Below are 16,725 nucleotides of genomic sequence, written 5' to 3'. Positions count from 1 at the left end.
ACCCATCGGGCGCGACCCGCCGGACGTTACCCGGTGGTCGGCACCCGAACCCTCCGGTCCCCAGGTTCCGCGCACACGCGGTTCCGCCCCTCCCGCTTGGCCCGGTAGAGCAACCGGTCGGCGCGCGCGTACAACTCGTCGACGACGTCCGGTCCGACCCCCTCCGTGGCGGCGCCGTCCGTGGCGGACGCCGACCTGGCCGCCACCCCGGCGCTCACGGTCACGGGTGGCGAACCTCCGTCGGCGGCGACGGCGGCGCGCAGGCGTTCGGCCAGCGCGGCGACCTCGTGCGGGTGCAAGCCGGGCAGGAGCACGAAGAACTCCTCCCCGCCGATGCGGGCGAGCAGGTCCTCCCCTCGCACGGTGGCGGCGAGCACACCGGCGACACGCACCAGCACGTCGTCCCCGGCCCCGTGGCCGAGGGAGTCGTTGACCCGCTTGAAGTGGTCGATGTCCAGCAGGACCGCTCCCAGCGGGCCGGGAGGACGCGCGGCCAGGGCAGCCCGCAGCCCCCGGCGGTTCAGCAGACCCGTCAGCGGGTCCCGGGCGGCCAGCGCGTCGGCCCGGTCCCGGGCGGCGACGGCCCGCGCCACCGCGGCGTCGAGCCTGGCCCGCAACGCGAACAACCCGGCGACCGTGAGGGCCAGGACCATGTCGACGGCCGCCACCCGGGAGGCCCGCACCAGGGCGTCACCCGGCAGGTCGGCCGCCAGACCGGTCGCGACGACGAGGGCCAGGGCGAGGTGCCCGAGCATCGAGCGGGCGCTGCAGAACATCGCGGCGTAGAGCGGCCCGACGACGAGGGCGGTGACGGCCGTCTGGCGGAACGCCTCGTCCGCCACGCTCGCGGTGAGGACGGCGATGAGCCCGGTGGCCCACACCGACCACCAGCCCTGCGGCCGTCCGGTCCGGCGGTGCCGGACGACGGCCAGCAGGGCGACCGGCTGGGCCAGGATCCCCGCCCCGAGGACGACGGGAGCGGCCCCCGGTCGCAGCACCTCCGGGACGACGAACACGACCGCCAGGGCCAGCACGAGCAGCGCCGGGGCGCACAGGACCATGAAGACCTGGCTGGCCCGCAGCGAGGGGACGGGGTCGTCGAGGGCCGCGGCGCCGAGCCCGCGGTCCCCGGCCGTCGATCGTCCCCCCACGGTCTCGTGATCGGCAGCAGATCACGCCGACACGAGGACGGGTGGCCCGGTCGGCCCATCGGGTGCCGCCGGACGAGGGAAACGCTCGTCACACGAGCGCAACACGACGGAAACCGGACGCGAGCAGGATCGCTCCCGGGGCGGCGACGGGCCGCCCGGTCCCCCCTGCACGGAGGAGCGTCATGGCGTCCACCGCGAGCACCACGGAAGCACCGGCGCAGCCGCGCCGCCTGTCCGGCCGTCTCGGCGTCGGCTCGATCGTCTTCATGGTCGTGGCCGCCGCCGCACCCCTGACGGTCGTCGGCGGGAGCGTTCCCCTCGGCATCACGATCGGCAACGGCGCGGGGTTCCCCGCCATGTACGCCGTCGGTTCGGTCGTCCTGTTCTTCTTCGCGGTCGGTTTCGTCGCCATGACGCGCTACGTCCCGAACGCCGGCGCGTTCTACACCTACATCGCGGCCGGGCTCGGCCGCCTGCACGGCCTGGGGGGTTCCTTCCTCGCCCTGCTGACCTACCAGACGATCCAGGCCGCGGTGTACGGCTACCTCGGCGCCGCGCTCGGCGGGGTCGTGTCCGACGACCTCGGTGGGCCGGACCTGCCGTGGTGGGTGTGGACCGGGCTGGCCATCGCCGTCGTCGGGTTCCTCGGGTACCGGCACATCGACCTGTCCAGCAAGGTCCTGGGCGTCCTGCTGATCGCCGAGATCGGCATCGTCCTGGTCGTCGACGCCGGAGTGGTGCTGGCCGGCGGTGGCCCCGAGGGGTTCTCCACGGCCTCGCTGACGCCCTCGGGGATCGCCGCCGGCGCACCCGGCATCGGGCTGATGTTCGCGCTCGCCGGGTTCATCGGGTTCGAGTGCACGGCGGTGTTCCGCGACGAGGCGCGCGACCCGGACCGGACGATCCCGCGCGCGACGTACGCCTCGCTCGCCGTCATCGGCGTCTTCTACACGCTCTCGGCCTGGTCGGTCGTCTCGGCCTGGGGCGACACCGGGGCCGTCACCGAGGCCGCGGCCGACCCCGAGGGCATGGTCGTGCAGACCGCGTCGGACTTCGTCGGCGTCGCGGCCGGGGACGTCGTCCAGGCGTTGCTGCTGACCAGCCTGTTCGCCTGCGTCCTGTCGTTCCACAACGTCGTCAACCGGTACGTGTTCTCGATGGCGAACACCGGGGTGCTGCCGCGGTTCTGGGGTCGTTCGCACGCGCGGCACCACTCGCCGCACACCGCGTCGCTCCTGCAGACCGGCGCCTCGGTCGCGCTCGTGGTCGCCTTCGTCGCCGCCGGGCTCGACCCGGTCCTGCAGGTCTACACCTGGATGTCGGGCATCGCGACGCTCGGGTTCATCCTCCTCATGCTGCTGACCTGCATCGCGGTGCTCGTGTTCTTCGCCCGCACCCGCGTCGACGCCCGGGTCTGGAACACGAAGGTCGCACCCGTCATCGGCGTCGTCGGGCTGCTGGTGGCGGCCTACCTGACGGCCGCGAACTTCGGACTGCTCGTCGGCGGCTGGACCGTCGGCGCGGTCTTCCTCGTCCTCATCGTGGCCTCCTACCTCGTCGGGCCGCTGGTCGGCGTCCTGAAGCCCGGCGCGGACCCGCTGGCCGTGGCCGCCTTCGAAGCGCAGCTCGACGCCGCCGAACCCGCGGTCCCGCACCAGGTCCGCTCCACCCCGCACACCGCACCGGACAGCGAGGACATCGCATGAGCCTGCTCGAGACACCCACCACCGACCTGCTCGTCACCACCGTTCCCACCCACCCGCTCGACCGCCTCACCGCGGCCGAGGTCGACGCGGCGCGCGAACTCCTGGGCCCCACGCTCACGCCCACGACGCGGTTCGCCTACCTCGGGCTGCTGGAACCCCCGAAGGCCGCCGTCCTCGCGTTCACCCCCGGCGACCCGGTCGAGCGGACCGTCCGCGCGCTGCTGCTGGACACCGCCACGGGCGTCGGCCGCGACGTGCGGCTCTCCCTCTCGCAGCGCGGGATCGTCTCCGACCGCACGGTCGACGGGGCCGTCGAGGGACACCTGCCGATCTTGGAGGAGGAGTTCGCCGCGATCGACCCGGTCCTGCGGGCCGACGAGCGGTGGGTGTCCACGCTCGCCTCCCGGGGGCTGGCGCCGGAGGACGTCGTGACGGTCCCGCTGTCCGCCGGCCACTACGACGACATCCCGGCCACCGACCCCGGCGCGGCCCGCATCCTGCGCGTCTTCGCCTTCGCCCAGCCCGACCCGTCGGCGCTGCCGTGGGCGCACCCCGTCGACGGGATCGTCGCCTTCGTGGACCTGTCGGCCGGTCGCGTCCTGCACGTCCTGGACCACCAGCGCTTCGAGATCCCCCGCCAGAGCGGGAACTGGGACGAGGCGCCGCACGCCCAGGCCGAACGCACCGACCTCAAGCCCATCGCCATCACCCAACCGGAAGGGCCCAGCTTCTCCGTCGACGGCGACGTCGTCAGCTGGCAGGGCTGGCGGTTCCGCGTCGGTTTCGACGCCCGCGAGGGGCTGACGCTGCACCAGCTCTCCGTGGCCGACCACACCGGGCCGGACCCGAGCGTCCAGCGCGACGTCGTCTACCGGGCGTCCGTCGCCGAGATGGTCGTCCCCTATGCCGACCCCTCCCCCGTGCGGTTCTGGCAGAACTACTTCGACACCGGTGAGTACCTGTTCGGCCGCTTCGTGAACTCGCTCGCCCTGGGCTGCGACTGCCTCGGCGAGATCCACTACTTCGACGCCGTCCTGGCCGACGAGACCGGTCACCCCAAGACCGTGCAGAACGCGATCTGCCTGCACGAGGAGGACTACGGGGTGCTCTGGAAGCACTCCGACATGTTCAACGGGATGGACGAGACGCGCCGCCAGCGCCGCCTCGTCATCTCGTTCTTCACCACGATCGGGAACTACGACTACGGGTTCTACTGGTACCTCTACCTCGACGGGACGATCGAGCTGGAGGCCAAGGCCACCGGGGTCGTCTTCACGGCGGCCCACCCCGAGGGCGGTCTGGAGTTCTCCACCGAGATCGCCCCGGGCCTGGCGGCGCCCTTCCACCAGCACCTGTTCTCGGCGCGGCTGGACATGATGGTCGACGGGCTGAGCAACGCGGTCGAGGAGGTCGACGCCGTCCGGGTCCCGCGCGGGGAGGGCAACCCGTGGGGCAACGCCTTCGCGCGGAAGGCCACCCGGCTGACGAGCGAAGCCGTGGCCCAGCGGGAGGCGAACGGGGCGACCGGCCGGGTGTGGCACGTCCTGAACACGGAGAAGACCAACTCCCTCGGGCAGCCGACGGGGTACGCGCTGCACCCCGAGCACCAGCCGCTGCTGCTGGCCGACGACACGTCGGTGGTGCACGACCGGGCGACGTTCGGGACGAAGCACCTGTGGGTGACGCAGTACGACAGCGAGGAGCGCTACCCCGCGGGGGACTTCGTCAACCAGAACCCCGGTGGCGCCGGACTGCCCGCGTTCGTCGCCGGGGACCGGGACCTCGACGGCCAGGACCTCGTGCTGTGGCACACGTTCGGGCTGACGCACTTCCCCCGGCCCGAGGACTGGCCGGTCATGCCGGTGGACTACGCGGGGTTCACCCTCAAGCCCGTCGGGTTCTTCGACCGCAACCCCGCGCTGGGAGTTCCGGTGGCCCGCAGCAGCCACGACGCCCCGGCGGGCGGGTGCTGCGGCGCGTGAGCACGGCCCGCACCGCGGCGTCCCGGGAACTGCGCGTCTCCCGGGGCGTCGCGGTGGCCGGCGCGGCGGCCGCCGTCCTGCACGTTCCGCTCGCCGTCGCCCACGCGGGATCGTCGCTGCCGCTGGCCGGCGCGCTGCTCGTGATGTCGCTCGTCTGCCTGCCCTGCGCGGGCCACCTGTGGCGGGCCCCCTCCCCGCGGACCTGGGCGGTCGTGGCCGCCGTGGGCGGTGCGGTGCTCCTGGCCCATGCGGCGCTGCTGGCGACGCCGGCCACCGTGTCGCCGGGTCTGGTGACCCCGGCCGGCCACGCCTCCCACACCACGGCGCTCGGGCTCCCGGGCCCGTCCGGCGGCGTCGCGCTCGCCGCCGTCTCGACCCTCACGGCCGCGCAGGTCCTCGGTTGCCTCGTGCTGCTCCTGCGACGCCGGGACGGTCAGTCGACGGTGAGGTAGAAGAAGTCACGCTGGTCGGGGGCGAGGTACCGGTCCGCCTCCCGCGTCATGTCCGGCAGCAGCTTCGCCGGTTCCACCGGTTCCTTCGATCCCGCCGGCGCGGGGACCCAGCTCGAGAACGACACCATGCCGCTGTGCATGTCGAGTTCCATGCCGCGGACCGCTCCGGCCTCGACGAGGGCGTCGGCGAGGTGCACGAGGTCGAGCCCGTTCCCCGCCACGTAGACGAGGTCACCGGCGGCGTCGACGCCCAGACCCGACCGCCACGTGTACTGGCCCTGGTTGTGGGCCGTCCCCCACCGGCCGGACCCGTTGGCGGCCAGTCCCGCCACGGGCGCGCCGTCGGCGACGACGAGGTGCAGGTTCTGCCGGGCCTGCGTGGTCCCGCCGGCGAGGGAGACGTCCGCCCCCAGCAACCCCACCTGCAGCGCGCCCGAACCGCTGATGGTGGCCGTGGCCAGACCGTCGACGAGGGAACGGCTGGACCGCCCGTCCTCGAAGAACCCGCCCGGGGTGTCGTGGAACGTGAAACCCGCGTTGAAGGTCGCGAGCAGGTTCGGCACGTCGCCGGGCGCGACCCGCGCGTCCCCCGGCCAGGAGCCCGTGTCCGGTTCCTTCGTCCCCGCGACGAGGTGCGCCCGGTAGCTGCCCGCGCGGATCCACGCGGCCGCGGCGACCACACCGGGATCGGAGGCGTCCGGCCGGAACCACGTCGAGTAGAGCGCGGGCAGTCCGTCGGAGCCGAGGCGGCCGGCGGTCCAGTGCCCTTCGGCGGGGGACTCCGTGACGGCCCCCCGGACGACGGGAGGGGCACCCGGCGTCCCGGCAGGCACCTCGGGGCCGCGGACGGCGGGGACCGCTCCGTGGGGGACGTGGCGGGAGAACCACCAGTTCTCGGCGAGGTCGACGAGGTGCGCGCCGCCGTGGTCGCGGACCCACTCCACCGCCCGCACGGAGGCCGGTGCGGCGCCGGGAGCGACCATCGCCCGGCCGAACGAGACCCCCGGGACGGCCAGGACGCACAGGACGCACACGGCGACCCAGCGCCCGCGCCGCCGCCGCCGCGGGGCGGGCGGGGCGTCGAGCACCGGGGGTTCCTGCAGTTGGGTCACGACCCCAGCGCACCAGGTCCGGCTGGGGACGGGCTGGACCGCGGGTGGGTGCCCGCCGGTCAGACGGCGGACAGCGTCCCGGTCCCCAGCAGCGCCAGCAGCACCACGCCCAGACCGACGCGGTACCCGGCGAAGACGCTGATCCGGTGGTGGGCCACGAACCGCAGCAACCAGGCGATCGAGGCGTAGGCCACGACGAGGCTCACGAGGGTGCCGACGGCCGTGGCCCCCCAGCCGACCGTGCGGGAGACGTCGTTCCCGGCCGAGACCCCCTCGTAGAGGCCGGCGGCGGTCAGCGCGGGGATGGACATGAAGAACGACAACCGCGTGGCGGTGACGCGGTCGAGTCCGCGGAACAACCCGGCGCTGATCGTCGCCCCGGAACGGGACACGCCCGGCACGAGCGAGAGGCACTGCACGACACCGATGGTGAGCGCGTCCTTGAGGGTGACGGCACCCTCTCCGCGCTGGTGCGCCCGCCGGGCGGCGTACGCCTCCGCCGCCACCATGACGACGCTCCACCCGATGAGGGCGAACGCCACGACCCACAGCGACCGCAACGGCCCGGCCACGACGTCCTTGGCGAGGAACCCGACCAGGCCCACCGGCACCGACCCGACGACCACGCACCAGGCGAGGCGGTAGTCCGTCCCCCGGTCGGCGGAGTTCCGCAGGCCGCCCACCCACGCCAGGAGGAGCCGGACGATGTCACGCCGGAAGAACCCGATGACGGCGATGATCGCCCCGAACTGGATGATCGCGGTGAACGCGGTGGTGCCGGCGTCGTCGACGCGCAGGCCCAGCAGCTTCTCGACGATGGTGAGGTGCCCGGTGCTGGAGACCGGGAGGAACTCGGTGAGCCCCTCCACGATCCCGAGCACGACGGCCTGCCACAACTGCACGTGCTTCCCCGTTCCTTCCGGTGGACGTCTCAGGAGTTCCGCGGTGACCGGGCGCGCCGGCGACGGACGAGCAGGACCGCGAGCGCCGCACCCACGACGACCGCCACGACGACGGCGCTGCCCTGTCCCAGGGTGTGCGCGGCGCTCGCGTACGACGTCCCCGCGGTCCAGCCGACGAGCACGGCGGCCGCCGACCACACCAGTCCCCCGACGACGTTCCACACCGCGAAACGGCGGTACGGCATCCGGGAGGCACCCGCGAGCGCCGGCGTCACCGCCCGCAGGAACGCGGTGAAGCGGCCGAGGAACACCGCGACGCCGCCACGGTCGCGGACGAGCCGGCGCCCCTTGTCCAGGGCTGCGGCGTGCCGGCGCAGGGGCCGGAGGGACAGGAGGCGGTCGCCGTAGCGGCGGCCCACGAGGTAGCCGACGGAGTCGCCGGCCACGGCCGCGGCGGCCACCACGAGCAGGGTCGTCGTGAGCGGGGCACGTCCGAGGCTGGCGGCCGCGCCGGCGACGACCGCCGCGGTCTCGCCCGGGACGACGAACCCGACGAACAGCGCGTCCTCGACGAAGACGAGCGCGCCCACGACGGCCAGCAACCAGCCGCCCGGCACCCCGAGCAGGGCCGAGAGGAACTCGTGCACAGCGGAACCCACGCGGACACTGTGGCAGTCGTCGGCTGAACGTCAGCTGAACCGGCGTGCCGATCCGGTGGAGGGTCGATGCTGGGCGGGTGCGGAGCGGGAACCTCGAACGGATGCGCGACCGGGTGGTGACCCGGTGGCGCGGTGCGGGCGTCCAGGTGAGGTCGACGGTGGCCGCGGTGCTCGTGCAGGCCCTCGTCGTGCTGGCCGCCGGCGGGCTGCTGCTGCTCCTGCTGCGCGACGACCTGCGCCAGTCGCTGGAGGCGTCGAACCTCGCCACGGCGCAGTCCGTCCAGGCGCTGGCCGGGGTGGACCGCGAGGACCTGCAGGCGGCGATCGACGCGGCGGCCCGCCGACGCGCCGCGGTGCAACTGCTGGACGCCGACGGGAACGTGGTCGCCTCCAGCGCGGACCTGCGGGGGGCCGCACCGCTGCTGGACCCGGCGACCGTGCCGACCGGGACGGGCCACGAGAAGGTCCGGCTGCCGTTCGACGACGACGCATACCTCGTGACGAGCCTGTCGGGGCAGGTCGACGGCCGGCGGTCGACGGTGTTCGTGGCGCAGTCCCTCGGCACCGGGGAGGACACGCTGCACGCCGCGGCCGCCGGGTTGGCCGTGGCGGGTCCGCTGCTGCTGCTCGCGGTGGGGTTCGCGACGTACGTGTTCGTGGGGCGGGCGCTGCGTCCGGTCACGCGCATCCGACGCACGGTGGAGGGCATCAGCCACCGCGACCTGTCCGAGCGGGTGCCGCGCCCGCCGGGGCAGGACGAGGTGGCCCGGCTCGCGACGACGATGAACGCGATGCTCGACCGGTTGGAGGGCGGGGAGGCGGTGCGGCGGCAGTTCGTCTCCGACGCCAGCCACGAGCTGCGCAGTCCCGTCGCGACGCTGCGCGCGGCCGCCGACATCGCACTGACGCAACCGGAACGCACCGACCCGGCCGACCTGGCCCGGCTGGTGCGGGGTGAGGCGCAGCGGCTGGACCGGCTGGTCTCGGACCTCCTGCTGCTGGCCCGGCTCGACGAACGCGGCCGGGCAGGGACCGTCGCCGAACCGGAGCGGGAGGAGGTCGACCTCGACGACCTCGTGACGGACGAGCACCGCAGGTTGCGCGGCACGACGGGTCTGGACGTGGCCCTCCACCGCGAACCGGCGCGGGTCCTCGGCGACGCGTCGGCGCTGGCGCGGGTGCTCCGCAACCTCGTCGACAACGCGGTCCGGCACGCGCACTCGTCGGTCGCGGTCGAGCTGCGCCGCAACGGGTCCCGGGCGGTCCTCGTCGTGACGAACGACGGCGCCCCGGTACCCGTCGCCGACCGGGAGCGGATCTTCGACCGTTTCGTGCGGCTCGACGAGAGCCGGGCGCGGGACGCGGGCGGCAGCGGGCTCGGGCTGGCCGTCGTCCGCGACGTCGTCACCGCGCACGGCGGGTCGGTGCGCGTCGAGGACCCCGAGGGCGGGGCGCCGGGGACGAGCTTCCGGGTGGAACTGCCGCTGGCCCCCCTGCCCCCGGACTGACGGTCAGCCCACGGGCTTGTTGCGGTACCGCGTGACGAGTTCCGGGGCCGCGACCTGCAACCGGACGGGCGGCAGGCCCCGGCTCATCAGCTCGAGGTCGTCGCAGACCATGTCGCCGATCGAGGTGAAGGCCTGCGGGATGCCGCCGGCCCGGTGGGCGGACAGGACGGCGGTCTCCAGGGTCCGGAACGGGTCCTCGGCGGGGATGGGTTCCTCGGGCCAGACGTCGATCGCGGCGAGGAACCGCCCCTGCGCCAGCCGCTCGTGCAGGGCGGCGTAGTCCACCACGTTCGCCCGGCTGACGAGCACGAGCCGCGCGCCGGGGCGCAGGAGGTCCAGGGCGGACCCGTCGAGGAAGTGCGCGTTCTCGGCCGTCGCGGTGGCCAGGACGAACACGAAGTCGCTGTCGGAGAGCGTGTCCTCCAGGCTGGAAGGCACGACGCCCGCGTCCTGCAGGACCGCCGCGGGCAGCCACGGGTCGTAGACCCGCACGGCGGTCTCGAACGGGGCCAGCAGCGGCCGCAGGGCACGGCCGAGGTTCCCGAACCCGACCATCCCGACGCGGGCCCGCCGGAGCAGGACCGCGTCGAGGTTCCCCGCGGCCGTGTACTCCTCGGTGCCCGCGCGCACGGCCCGGTCGCCGCGGGTGATGCCGCGGGCCAGGTCCAGCGCGAGCCCGAGGGCGTACTCGGCGACGGCCTGGGAGTACGCGGTCCCGCAACCCAGGACCCGCACCCCCTGGGCGAAGGCGGTGGCGTAGTCGACGTTGGGGAAGAAGTTGCCTTCGACGTTGACGATCGCCTTCAGGCGCTCGGCTCCGCGCAGGCGCTCGGCCGGCAGGTCGGGCTGACCCACGATCGCGAACGCGTCGGGCAGGGCACGGTCCACGGCCCCCGGCGACGGGTCGTCCTCGAGGTCGACGACGTCGAAGAGGTCGTGCAGCCGCCGCAGGGTGTCCGGAGTGAAGATGCGGTCGCGCCGCTGCGGCGCGGGCCGCAGCAGCACCACGGGCTTGCCGGTCACCGGAGCCTGCTGCCCGCGACCCGGAGGCCGCCGTCCACCACGGTCAGGGCGCGCAGGTCGGTGACGACGACGTCCGCGTCGGTGGCCAGCGCCCGTTCGCCCACACCGATGACGGCGCCCACCCCGGCGGCCCGCGCGGCGAGCACTCCCGCGACGGCGTCCTCGAGGACGACGCAGTCGGCGGGCGGCACGCCCAGGGCGGCGGCGGCCGCGAGGTACCCCTCGGGCGCGGGTTTGCCCGCGCTCACGTCGTCCGCGGTGACCATGACGTCGGGCAGCGGCAGACCGGCGGCCTGCAGCCGGGCGCGGGCCAGCGGACGCGTCCCGGAGGTCACCGCGGCCCACGCGCCCGGAGGCACGGCGGCGACGAGCTCCGGCGCACCCGGCACGGGCGGCACCTCACCGGCCGCTTCGAGCTCCAGGACGTTGATGCGATGCAACGACTCCGCCTGCCGGGCCGCGTCCGGGACGAGGAGGGCGACCGTGTCGGCCGCGCGCCGGCCGTGGACCTGGGCGTAGACGCCGTCGGGCTCGAAGCCGTGCTCGACCGCCCAGCGGCTCCACGCCGCGTGGACGCTGGCGTCGGAGTCGACGAGGACTCCGTCGCAGTCGAAGAGGAACCCCCGTGCCGTGACGTCGACGTCCCCGTCCTGACCCACTGCGACCTCCAGCCCTCGCCCCGGGGCCGTCCCCGGGATCAGTCCGGACCCACGATGTCAGGTCGGGGGCGCCGGGAGGAACCGGTACCCGGCCCCGCGGACGGTCTCGAAGAACTCCCGGCCGAGCTTGCGGCGCAGGTACCCGACGTACACCTCGACGGTGTTGTCGTCGCCCTCGTAGAACTCGTCCCAGACGTTCTGCAGGACGTTCGTCTTCGTCAGCACGTCGCCGGGGTGGCGCATGAAGTGCTGCAGCACCTGGAACTCCCGCGCCGTCAGGCGCACCTCGGCCCCGTCGAGGTGGACGCGCTGCTGCGCCGGGTCCAGCGTCAGCCGCCCCGCGTCGAGCACGGCCGGACGTTCCGGGGCCCCACGGCGGACGAGCGCGCGCAGCCGGGCGACCAGGACCTCGAAGGAGAACGGTTTGCGCAGGTAGTCGTCGGCGCCGAGGTCGAAGGCGTCGGTCTCGTCGTACTCCCCGTCCTTGGCGGTGAGCACGAGCACGGGCGTCCAGACCTGCCGGCTGCGCAGGGTGCGGCAGACCTCGTACCCGTTCAGGCCCGGCAGCATGATGTCGAGCACGAGGACGTCGAACGTCCCCTCCTGCGCCCGCTGCAGGCCCGTGAGCCCGTCGTGGGCGAGCTCCACCGCGAACCCGGCACCGGTCAGGCCCGCGGCGAGCGTCGTCGCCAGGGTCACCTCGTCGTCCACGAGCAGGATGCGCACCCGCCCATCATGCCGAGCGTGCACCCGCCGGGCGGGGCGACAGATCGACCGCGCCGGTCCCCCACCCCGCGCGTAGGGTTCCGGCATGGAGTACCGCCACCTCGGCCGCACAGGTCTGCGCGTCTCGCCGCTGTGCCTCGGCACCATGAACTTCGGCCCCCGCACGAGCGAGGCCGACAGCCACACCGTGATGGACGCCGCGCACGAGCACGGCATCAACTTCTTCGACACCGCGAACGGCTACGGCAGCCACAAGGGCGAGACGGAGGAGATCGTCGGCCGCTGGTTCGCCCAGGGCGGCGGCCGCCGCGAGAAGACCGTCCTGGCCACCAAGCTCTACGGCGACATGACCGACTGGCCCAACGACGGGAAGCTGTCCGCCTACAACATCCGCCAGGCCTGCGACGCGTCGCTGAAGCGCCTGCAGACCGACCACATCGACCTCTACCAGATGCACCACGTCGACCGGGCGACGCCGTGGGAGGAGATCTGGGAGGGCATGTCCGTCCTGCGCCAGCAGGGCAAGATCCTCTACGCCGGTTCCTCGAACTTCGCCGGGTGGCACCTCGCCGCCGCGCAGGCCAGCGCCGCCGAGCGCGGGATCGTCGGCCTCGTCAGCGAGCAGTCGCTCTACAACCTCATGTCGCGCTGGGTGGAACTCGAGGTCCTGCCGGCGGCGGAGCACTACGGGCTCGGCGTCATCCCGTGGTCGCCGCTCGCGGGCGGCCTGCTCGGCGGGGTCCTGGCCAAGCAGGCCAGCGGCGACGAGGGGCGCGGCACGTCGAACACCGACGGGCTCGCGGCGAACCGGGCGGCGATCGAGGCCTACGAGGAGTTCTGCCGGGAACTCGGGGCGGACCCCGCGGACGTCGGCATCGCCTGGCTGCTCACCCGGCCGGCCGTGACGGCACCGATCATCGGGCCTCGCACCGAGCAGCAGCTCACCGGGTCGCTGCGGTCGCTGGAACTGCAGCTCGACCAGGCCGCGCTCGACCGGCTCGACGAGCTGTTCCCCGCGCCGTTCCCCCACGGCAGCAAGCCGGCCCCCGAGGCCTACGCCTGGTGAGAACTCCCTAGGGAGCCGGGATCCGCGACGAACCCCGCAGCACGTCATCGCGGGTCCCGGCCAGGGACAACCGGATCCACCCCTCCCCGCCGGTACCGAACGCCGACCCCGGCGCGACCGCGACGCGACGTTCGACGAGGAACCGCTCGCACCAGCCGGCGACGTCGCCGCCGGACACGTGGGACACGTCGACCCAGAGGTAGAACGATCCCTGCGGTCGCTGGAACCGGATCCCGTTGCCGGACAGCACCTCGCAGACCGCATCGATGTTCGCGCGGTAGTGCTCGCGGGCGTCGGTGACGACCTGCTGGTCGCCGGTCAGAGCGGCGAGGGCGGCGTGCTGGGCGGGGGCGTTGACGCAGCTGACGACGGCCTCCTGCGCGGTGCGCAGCATCGGCGCCCAGTCCAGCGGCGCGACGAACCAGCCGACCCGGGCACCCGTCAGCGCGTACGTCTTGGAGAACGAGAACACCGACAGCACCCGGCCGTCCGGGTCGAGCGACGCGGTCGAGACGTGCGGGACGCCGAACGTGAACCGTTCGTACACCTCGTCCGAGACGACCCACAGGTCGTGCCGCCGAGCGAACTCCACCAGTTCCGCCACGACGGGCGCGGGGTACACCGTCCCCAGCGGGTTCGACGGCGAGTTCACGAGCAGCACCCGCGTCCGGGGTGAGACGGCGGCCTCGAGCGCGGCGAGGTCCGGGCGGAAACCGTCGTCGGGGTCGAGGCGGTACGGGACGGGCACGGCCCCCACGTGCCGGGCCGTCATCGAGAAGTTCACGTACCCCGGGTCCGGGACGAGCACCTCGTCACCGGCCCCCAGCGTCAGGGACAGGACCTGGTGCAGCGCCTGCATCCCGCCCGCGGTGACCCACACCTGCTCGGGGTCGACGTGCAGGTCGTTCTCGCGGGCCAGCTTCGCCGCGATCGCCGCCCGCAGCGCGGGGATCCCCCCGTTCGGGGTGTAGTCGGTGACGTCGTCCTCCCAGGCCCGGGCGCCGGCCGCGAGGACGTGCGGCGCCACGGGCAGGTCGGGTTCCCCGACGTTCAGCAGGACGACGTCGTCGAGGCCCCGGGCCAGGTCGTAGATCCGGCGGATCGGCGAGGCGGGGATCGTCAGGGCGTGGGGAGCGATCGCGGGCACGGTCCGATCCTCACAGGTGCCCGAGCAGAGCGGTGACGTCGGGCAGCACGAGGTGCGCCCCGGCCTCCTCCAGAGCGGGCCGGTCGTGGGCGCCGGTGAGGACGCCGACCACGAGACCCGCCCCTGCGTTCAGCCCTGACCGCACGTCGCTGACGGTGTCGCCGGCGGCCGCGACGGCGGAGATCGCCGACACCTGCGTCCGCAGGGCGGCGGCCAGCACCAGGTCCGGCGCGGGCCGGCCGCGACCGACGTCGGCGGGCGAGAGGGCTCCGTCCACGAGGTCGCGCCAGCCGAGGGCATCGACCAGGACGTCCCGGGTGGCGGGGGCGAAACCCGTCGTCAGCACGACGCGGATCCCCCGCCCGGCGACGTCGCGCAGGAACTGCGTCGCGCCGGAGACCTCCTGCACCCCGTCGGCCGCGACGAGTTCCGCGTACGCGTCCTCGAAGGCGGTGGCCGCCCGGGCCGCGGCCGCGACGTCGCCCCCACCGAGGTGGGTGAACACGTCGAGCTTGGACTGACCCATCGTCGCGCGGACGTGGGCGAGCGCCTGCGGCCACGGCATCCCCCGGGCGATGCCCGTGCGCTCGTGGGCGAGGGCGAAGGCGCGTTCCACGACACCGTCGTCCTGCACGGTGGTGCCGGCCAGGTCGAGGACGAGGAGTTCGGTGCGGGTCACGGGCCTTCTCCCTGGAGAGCGGACTGGACGGCGTGCTCGGCGAAGCCGAGACCGGTGGTCATGCCGATGCCCGTCGTCACCGTCGCGACGACGACACCAGGAGCGGGACGGGCGAGCAGGAACTCCTCGGGACCGCTGGCGTAGACGCCCTGCCAGCGTTCGAGGACGCGCGGACGGGGGACGCCGAACAGGTCGGCGGCGCCGTCGAGCAGCAGCTCGTGCGCCTCCTCGGACAGGAACGGGTCGACCCCGGCCCCCCGCCGGTGGGTGTCCCCGACGAGCAGCGACCCGTCGGGCTGCTGCGTGCACATCTGGTTGACGTCGAACGCCGCCCACCGCGGGTGCTCGGCGTGCAGGCGGTCCCGGACGGCGACGGCCTCCGGCAGGTCCGCGAACGCGCGGTACCGCACGAGGGACCACCCCGTGAGCAGTGGCCCGGGCAACGGCGCCGGCAGAGCGGCGTCGACGCGGAGCATGTCGAGCGCGCAGCGCTGCACGTCCGCCGCCTCCGCCAGTCCGGGCAGCAGGTGGTCGAGGTCGTGGTTCACGGCGACCACGACGAGGCCGGCGGTGAGGGTTCCGCGACCGGTGACGACCCGGCCCTCCTCGACCCCGAGGGCGGGGGTGCGCCAGCGGAACCGGACGCCCCGTCGTTCGAGGTGGGCCGCGAGCGCCGCGGCGGCCCGGCGGGGATCGACCTGGAGGTCGGCGGGCAGGTGCGCGCCGCCGACGGCCCGGGCGACGGGGACACGGGCGGTGAACTCGTCGGCGTCGAGCAGGTGCACGGGGGTTCCGTCCGGGGCCTGGTCCGCGGCTGCGGAGAGCAGCGCGAGTTCGTCGGGGTGGCGCGCGACGACCCACGTGCCGTCCTGGCGGACGCGGAACCCCGCGTCGTGGCCGAGTTGGAGCCACCGTTCGCGGGCGACGCTGCCGTACTCCCAGGCGCGACCCGTCTGAGGGGTGAGGCAGACGTGCCCGAAGTTGCGGACGGTCGCCCCGGCGGCCGCGGGCGAGCGGTCCAGGACCGTCACCGACAGCCCCCGGCGCCGGGCGGCGTCCGCGACGCCGAGCCCCACGATCCCCGCCCCGACCACGACGACGTCGCTGTGGTCCGTCACCAGCACCTCCCCAAGCTGTCTACCCAACTCAAGCAGACGAGGAACCAGATGTACACCTCACCCGGGGCGTCGGTACGGTGCCGCGGTGAGCGTCTACCAGCAGATCGCCGACGACCTGCGGGAGCGCATCGCGTCCGGGGACCTGCGCCCGGGCGACGACGTCCCCACCGAGGGCGAGCTGGCCGCCCGGTGGCGCACGTCGCGGGGGCCGGTCCGCAACGCGCTGGCCGCGCTGCGCGCGGAGGGCCTGGTGGAGTCGACGCGGGGCCGCCCGAGCCGCGTCGTCACGCGCCCCGCGCGTCAGCCCGTCGACACCTCGGTCCCGTTCACGCGCTGGGCCCGGGAGATCGGCGCCCGGCCCGGGGCCCGCACGCAGTCGGTGACGCTGCACCGGGCCGACGCCGACCGTGCCCACCTGCTCGGCGTGGAACCGGGTGACCGCGTCGTCGACGTCCTGCGCCTGCGGACGCTGGACGACCGCCCGACGATGCTCGAACGCCTCACCTACGTCGAGGAGGTCGGACGCCTGCTGCTCGGGGAGGACCTCGACGCGGTCTCGATCACCGAGGTGCTGCAGTCGCACGGGTACGACGTCGGCGACGTGGACCACGAGATCGACGCCGTCGCGGCCGACGAGGACGACGCCCGCCTGCTCGACGTCGACGCGGGAACTCCCGTCCTGCGGCTGCGGCGGTTCTCCTACGGCGCGGACGGCCGGGTGTTCGAGGCCGGCGACGACCGGTACCGCAGCGACGTCGTGCGGTTCACCGTCGCGACGGCGGGACGCCGGCGGCCGACGGGCCCGCACTTCGTCCGCCCCGTCGGTCGCTGACCT

The 16,725-nt window shown here is 74.3% G+C and carries 16 protein-coding genes; 6 read left to right on the top strand and 10 right to left on the bottom strand.

What is annotated here, in order from left to right; all coding sequences use genetic code 11:
* Positions 1 to 26: 26 nt before the first annotated feature.
* Positions 27 to 1,151, bottom strand: a complete 1,125-nt coding sequence (locus AB1207_RS09880; protein ID WP_367637967.1) for a GGDEF domain-containing protein — start codon at positions 1,149 to 1,151, stop codon at positions 27 to 29.
* 182 nt (positions 1,152 to 1,333) lie between these two features.
* On the opposite strand from AB1207_RS09880, the gene AB1207_RS09875 reads away from it, so the two are divergent.
* The 3 genes from AB1207_RS09875 to AB1207_RS09865 are packed head-to-tail and all read left to right on the top strand — an operon-like array spanning position 1,334 to position 5,291.
* On the top strand, positions 1,334 to 2,857 hold the full coding sequence (locus tag AB1207_RS09875; protein WP_367637965.1) for an APC family permease: 1,524 nt from the start codon (positions 1,334 to 1,336) through the stop codon (positions 2,855 to 2,857).
* Positions 2,854 to 4,839, top strand: coding sequence for a primary-amine oxidase (locus tag AB1207_RS09870; RefSeq protein ID WP_367637964.1), 1,986 nt, complete (start codon positions 2,854 to 2,856; stop codon positions 4,837 to 4,839). Before AB1207_RS09875 ends, AB1207_RS09870 begins: the two co-directional genes overlap by 4 nt.
* A complete protein-coding gene (locus AB1207_RS09865; protein ID WP_367637963.1) occupies positions 4,836 to 5,291 on the top strand; it encodes a hypothetical protein in 456 nt (151 codons plus the stop codon). The genes AB1207_RS09870 and AB1207_RS09865 overlap by 4 nt, the downstream gene beginning before the upstream one ends.
* Here AB1207_RS09865 and AB1207_RS09860 read toward each other — a convergent pair.
* The 3 genes from AB1207_RS09860 to AB1207_RS09850 are packed head-to-tail and all read right to left on the bottom strand — an operon-like array spanning position 5,273 to position 7,964.
* Positions 5,273 to 6,403, bottom strand: a complete 1,131-nt coding sequence (locus tag AB1207_RS09860; RefSeq protein ID WP_367637962.1) for a hypothetical protein — start codon at positions 6,401 to 6,403, stop codon at positions 5,273 to 5,275. The two genes, AB1207_RS09865 and AB1207_RS09860, sit on opposite strands and share 19 nt — an antisense overlap.
* A gap of 59 nt (positions 6,404 to 6,462) precedes the next feature.
* On the bottom strand, positions 6,463 to 7,305 hold the full coding sequence (locus tag AB1207_RS09855) for an undecaprenyl-diphosphate phosphatase (protein WP_367637961.1): 843 nt from the start codon (positions 7,303 to 7,305) through the stop codon (positions 6,463 to 6,465).
* Between the two features lie 29 nt (positions 7,306 to 7,334).
* Positions 7,335 to 7,964 (bottom strand): DedA family protein, encoded by a 630-nt coding sequence (locus AB1207_RS09850; RefSeq protein WP_367637960.1) that lies wholly within the window; start codon positions 7,962 to 7,964, stop codon positions 7,335 to 7,337.
* Positions 7,965 to 8,041: 77 nt separating this feature from the next.
* Here AB1207_RS09850 and AB1207_RS09845 point away from each other — a divergent pair, with 77 nt between their 5' ends.
* Positions 8,042 to 9,472 (top strand): sensor histidine kinase, encoded by a 1,431-nt coding sequence (locus AB1207_RS09845; protein ID WP_367637959.1) that lies wholly within the window; start codon positions 8,042 to 8,044, stop codon positions 9,470 to 9,472.
* 3 nt (positions 9,473 to 9,475) lie between these two features.
* Here AB1207_RS09845 and AB1207_RS09840 read toward each other — a convergent pair whose 3' ends face one another.
* From AB1207_RS09840 to AB1207_RS09830, 3 genes are read right to left on the bottom strand one after another with little or no spacing between them, the layout of a single operon-like run.
* Entirely contained in the window at positions 9,476 to 10,495 is a 1,020-nt protein-coding gene (locus tag AB1207_RS09840; RefSeq protein WP_367637958.1) for a hydroxyacid dehydrogenase, read from the bottom strand.
* The gene (locus AB1207_RS09835) at positions 10,492 to 11,154 is read right to left on the bottom strand and encodes an HAD-IA family hydrolase (RefSeq protein ID WP_367637956.1); all 663 of its coding nucleotides are present in this window, start codon (positions 11,152 to 11,154) and stop codon (positions 10,492 to 10,494) included. Before AB1207_RS09835 ends, AB1207_RS09840 begins: the two co-directional genes overlap by 4 nt.
* 57 nt (positions 11,155 to 11,211) lie before the next feature.
* Positions 11,212 to 11,880: a response regulator transcription factor gene (locus AB1207_RS09830; RefSeq protein ID WP_367637955.1), complete on the bottom strand. Its 669-nt coding sequence runs from the start codon at positions 11,878 to 11,880 to the stop codon at positions 11,212 to 11,214.
* 85 nt (positions 11,881 to 11,965) lie between these two features.
* Between AB1207_RS09830 and AB1207_RS09825 the strand changes: the two genes are divergently transcribed.
* Positions 11,966 to 12,946, top strand: coding sequence for an aldo/keto reductase (locus AB1207_RS09825; protein ID WP_367637954.1), 981 nt, complete (start codon positions 11,966 to 11,968; stop codon positions 12,944 to 12,946).
* A 7-nt stretch (positions 12,947 to 12,953) separates the two neighbouring features.
* Here the strand turns inward: AB1207_RS09825 and AB1207_RS09820 are convergent, their stop codons facing one another.
* The 3 genes from AB1207_RS09820 to AB1207_RS09810 are packed head-to-tail and all read right to left on the bottom strand — an operon-like array spanning position 12,954 to position 15,896.
* Positions 12,954 to 14,093 carry a pyridoxal phosphate-dependent aminotransferase gene (locus AB1207_RS09820; RefSeq protein ID WP_367637953.1) on the bottom strand — a complete coding sequence of 380 codons (1,140 nt, stop codon included), beginning with the start codon at positions 14,091 to 14,093 and terminating at the stop codon, positions 12,954 to 12,956.
* A 10-nt stretch (positions 14,094 to 14,103) separates the two neighbouring features.
* Positions 14,104 to 14,772: an HAD family hydrolase gene (locus AB1207_RS09815; RefSeq protein WP_367637952.1), complete on the bottom strand. Its 669-nt coding sequence runs from the start codon at positions 14,770 to 14,772 to the stop codon at positions 14,104 to 14,106.
* The gene (locus AB1207_RS09810) at positions 14,769 to 15,896 is read right to left on the bottom strand and encodes a TIGR03364 family FAD-dependent oxidoreductase (protein ID WP_367637951.1); all 1,128 of its coding nucleotides are present in this window, start codon (positions 15,894 to 15,896) and stop codon (positions 14,769 to 14,771) included. The genes AB1207_RS09815 and AB1207_RS09810 overlap by 4 nt, the downstream gene beginning before the upstream one ends.
* Before the next feature lie 79 nt (positions 15,897 to 15,975).
* Here AB1207_RS09810 and AB1207_RS09805 point away from each other — a divergent pair, with 79 nt between their 5' ends.
* Positions 15,976 to 16,722, top strand: a complete 747-nt coding sequence (locus tag AB1207_RS09805; protein WP_367637949.1) for a GntR family transcriptional regulator — start codon at positions 15,976 to 15,978, stop codon at positions 16,720 to 16,722.
* The last annotated feature ends 3 nt before the right edge of the window (positions 16,723 to 16,725 follow it).

This window comes from Kineococcus endophyticus (genome assembly GCF_040796495.1).
GTDB classification, from domain to species: Bacteria; Actinomycetota; Actinomycetes; order Actinomycetales; family Kineococcaceae; genus Kineococcus; species Kineococcus endophyticus.
This window is presented reverse-complemented; position numbering and strand designations above follow the sequence as displayed.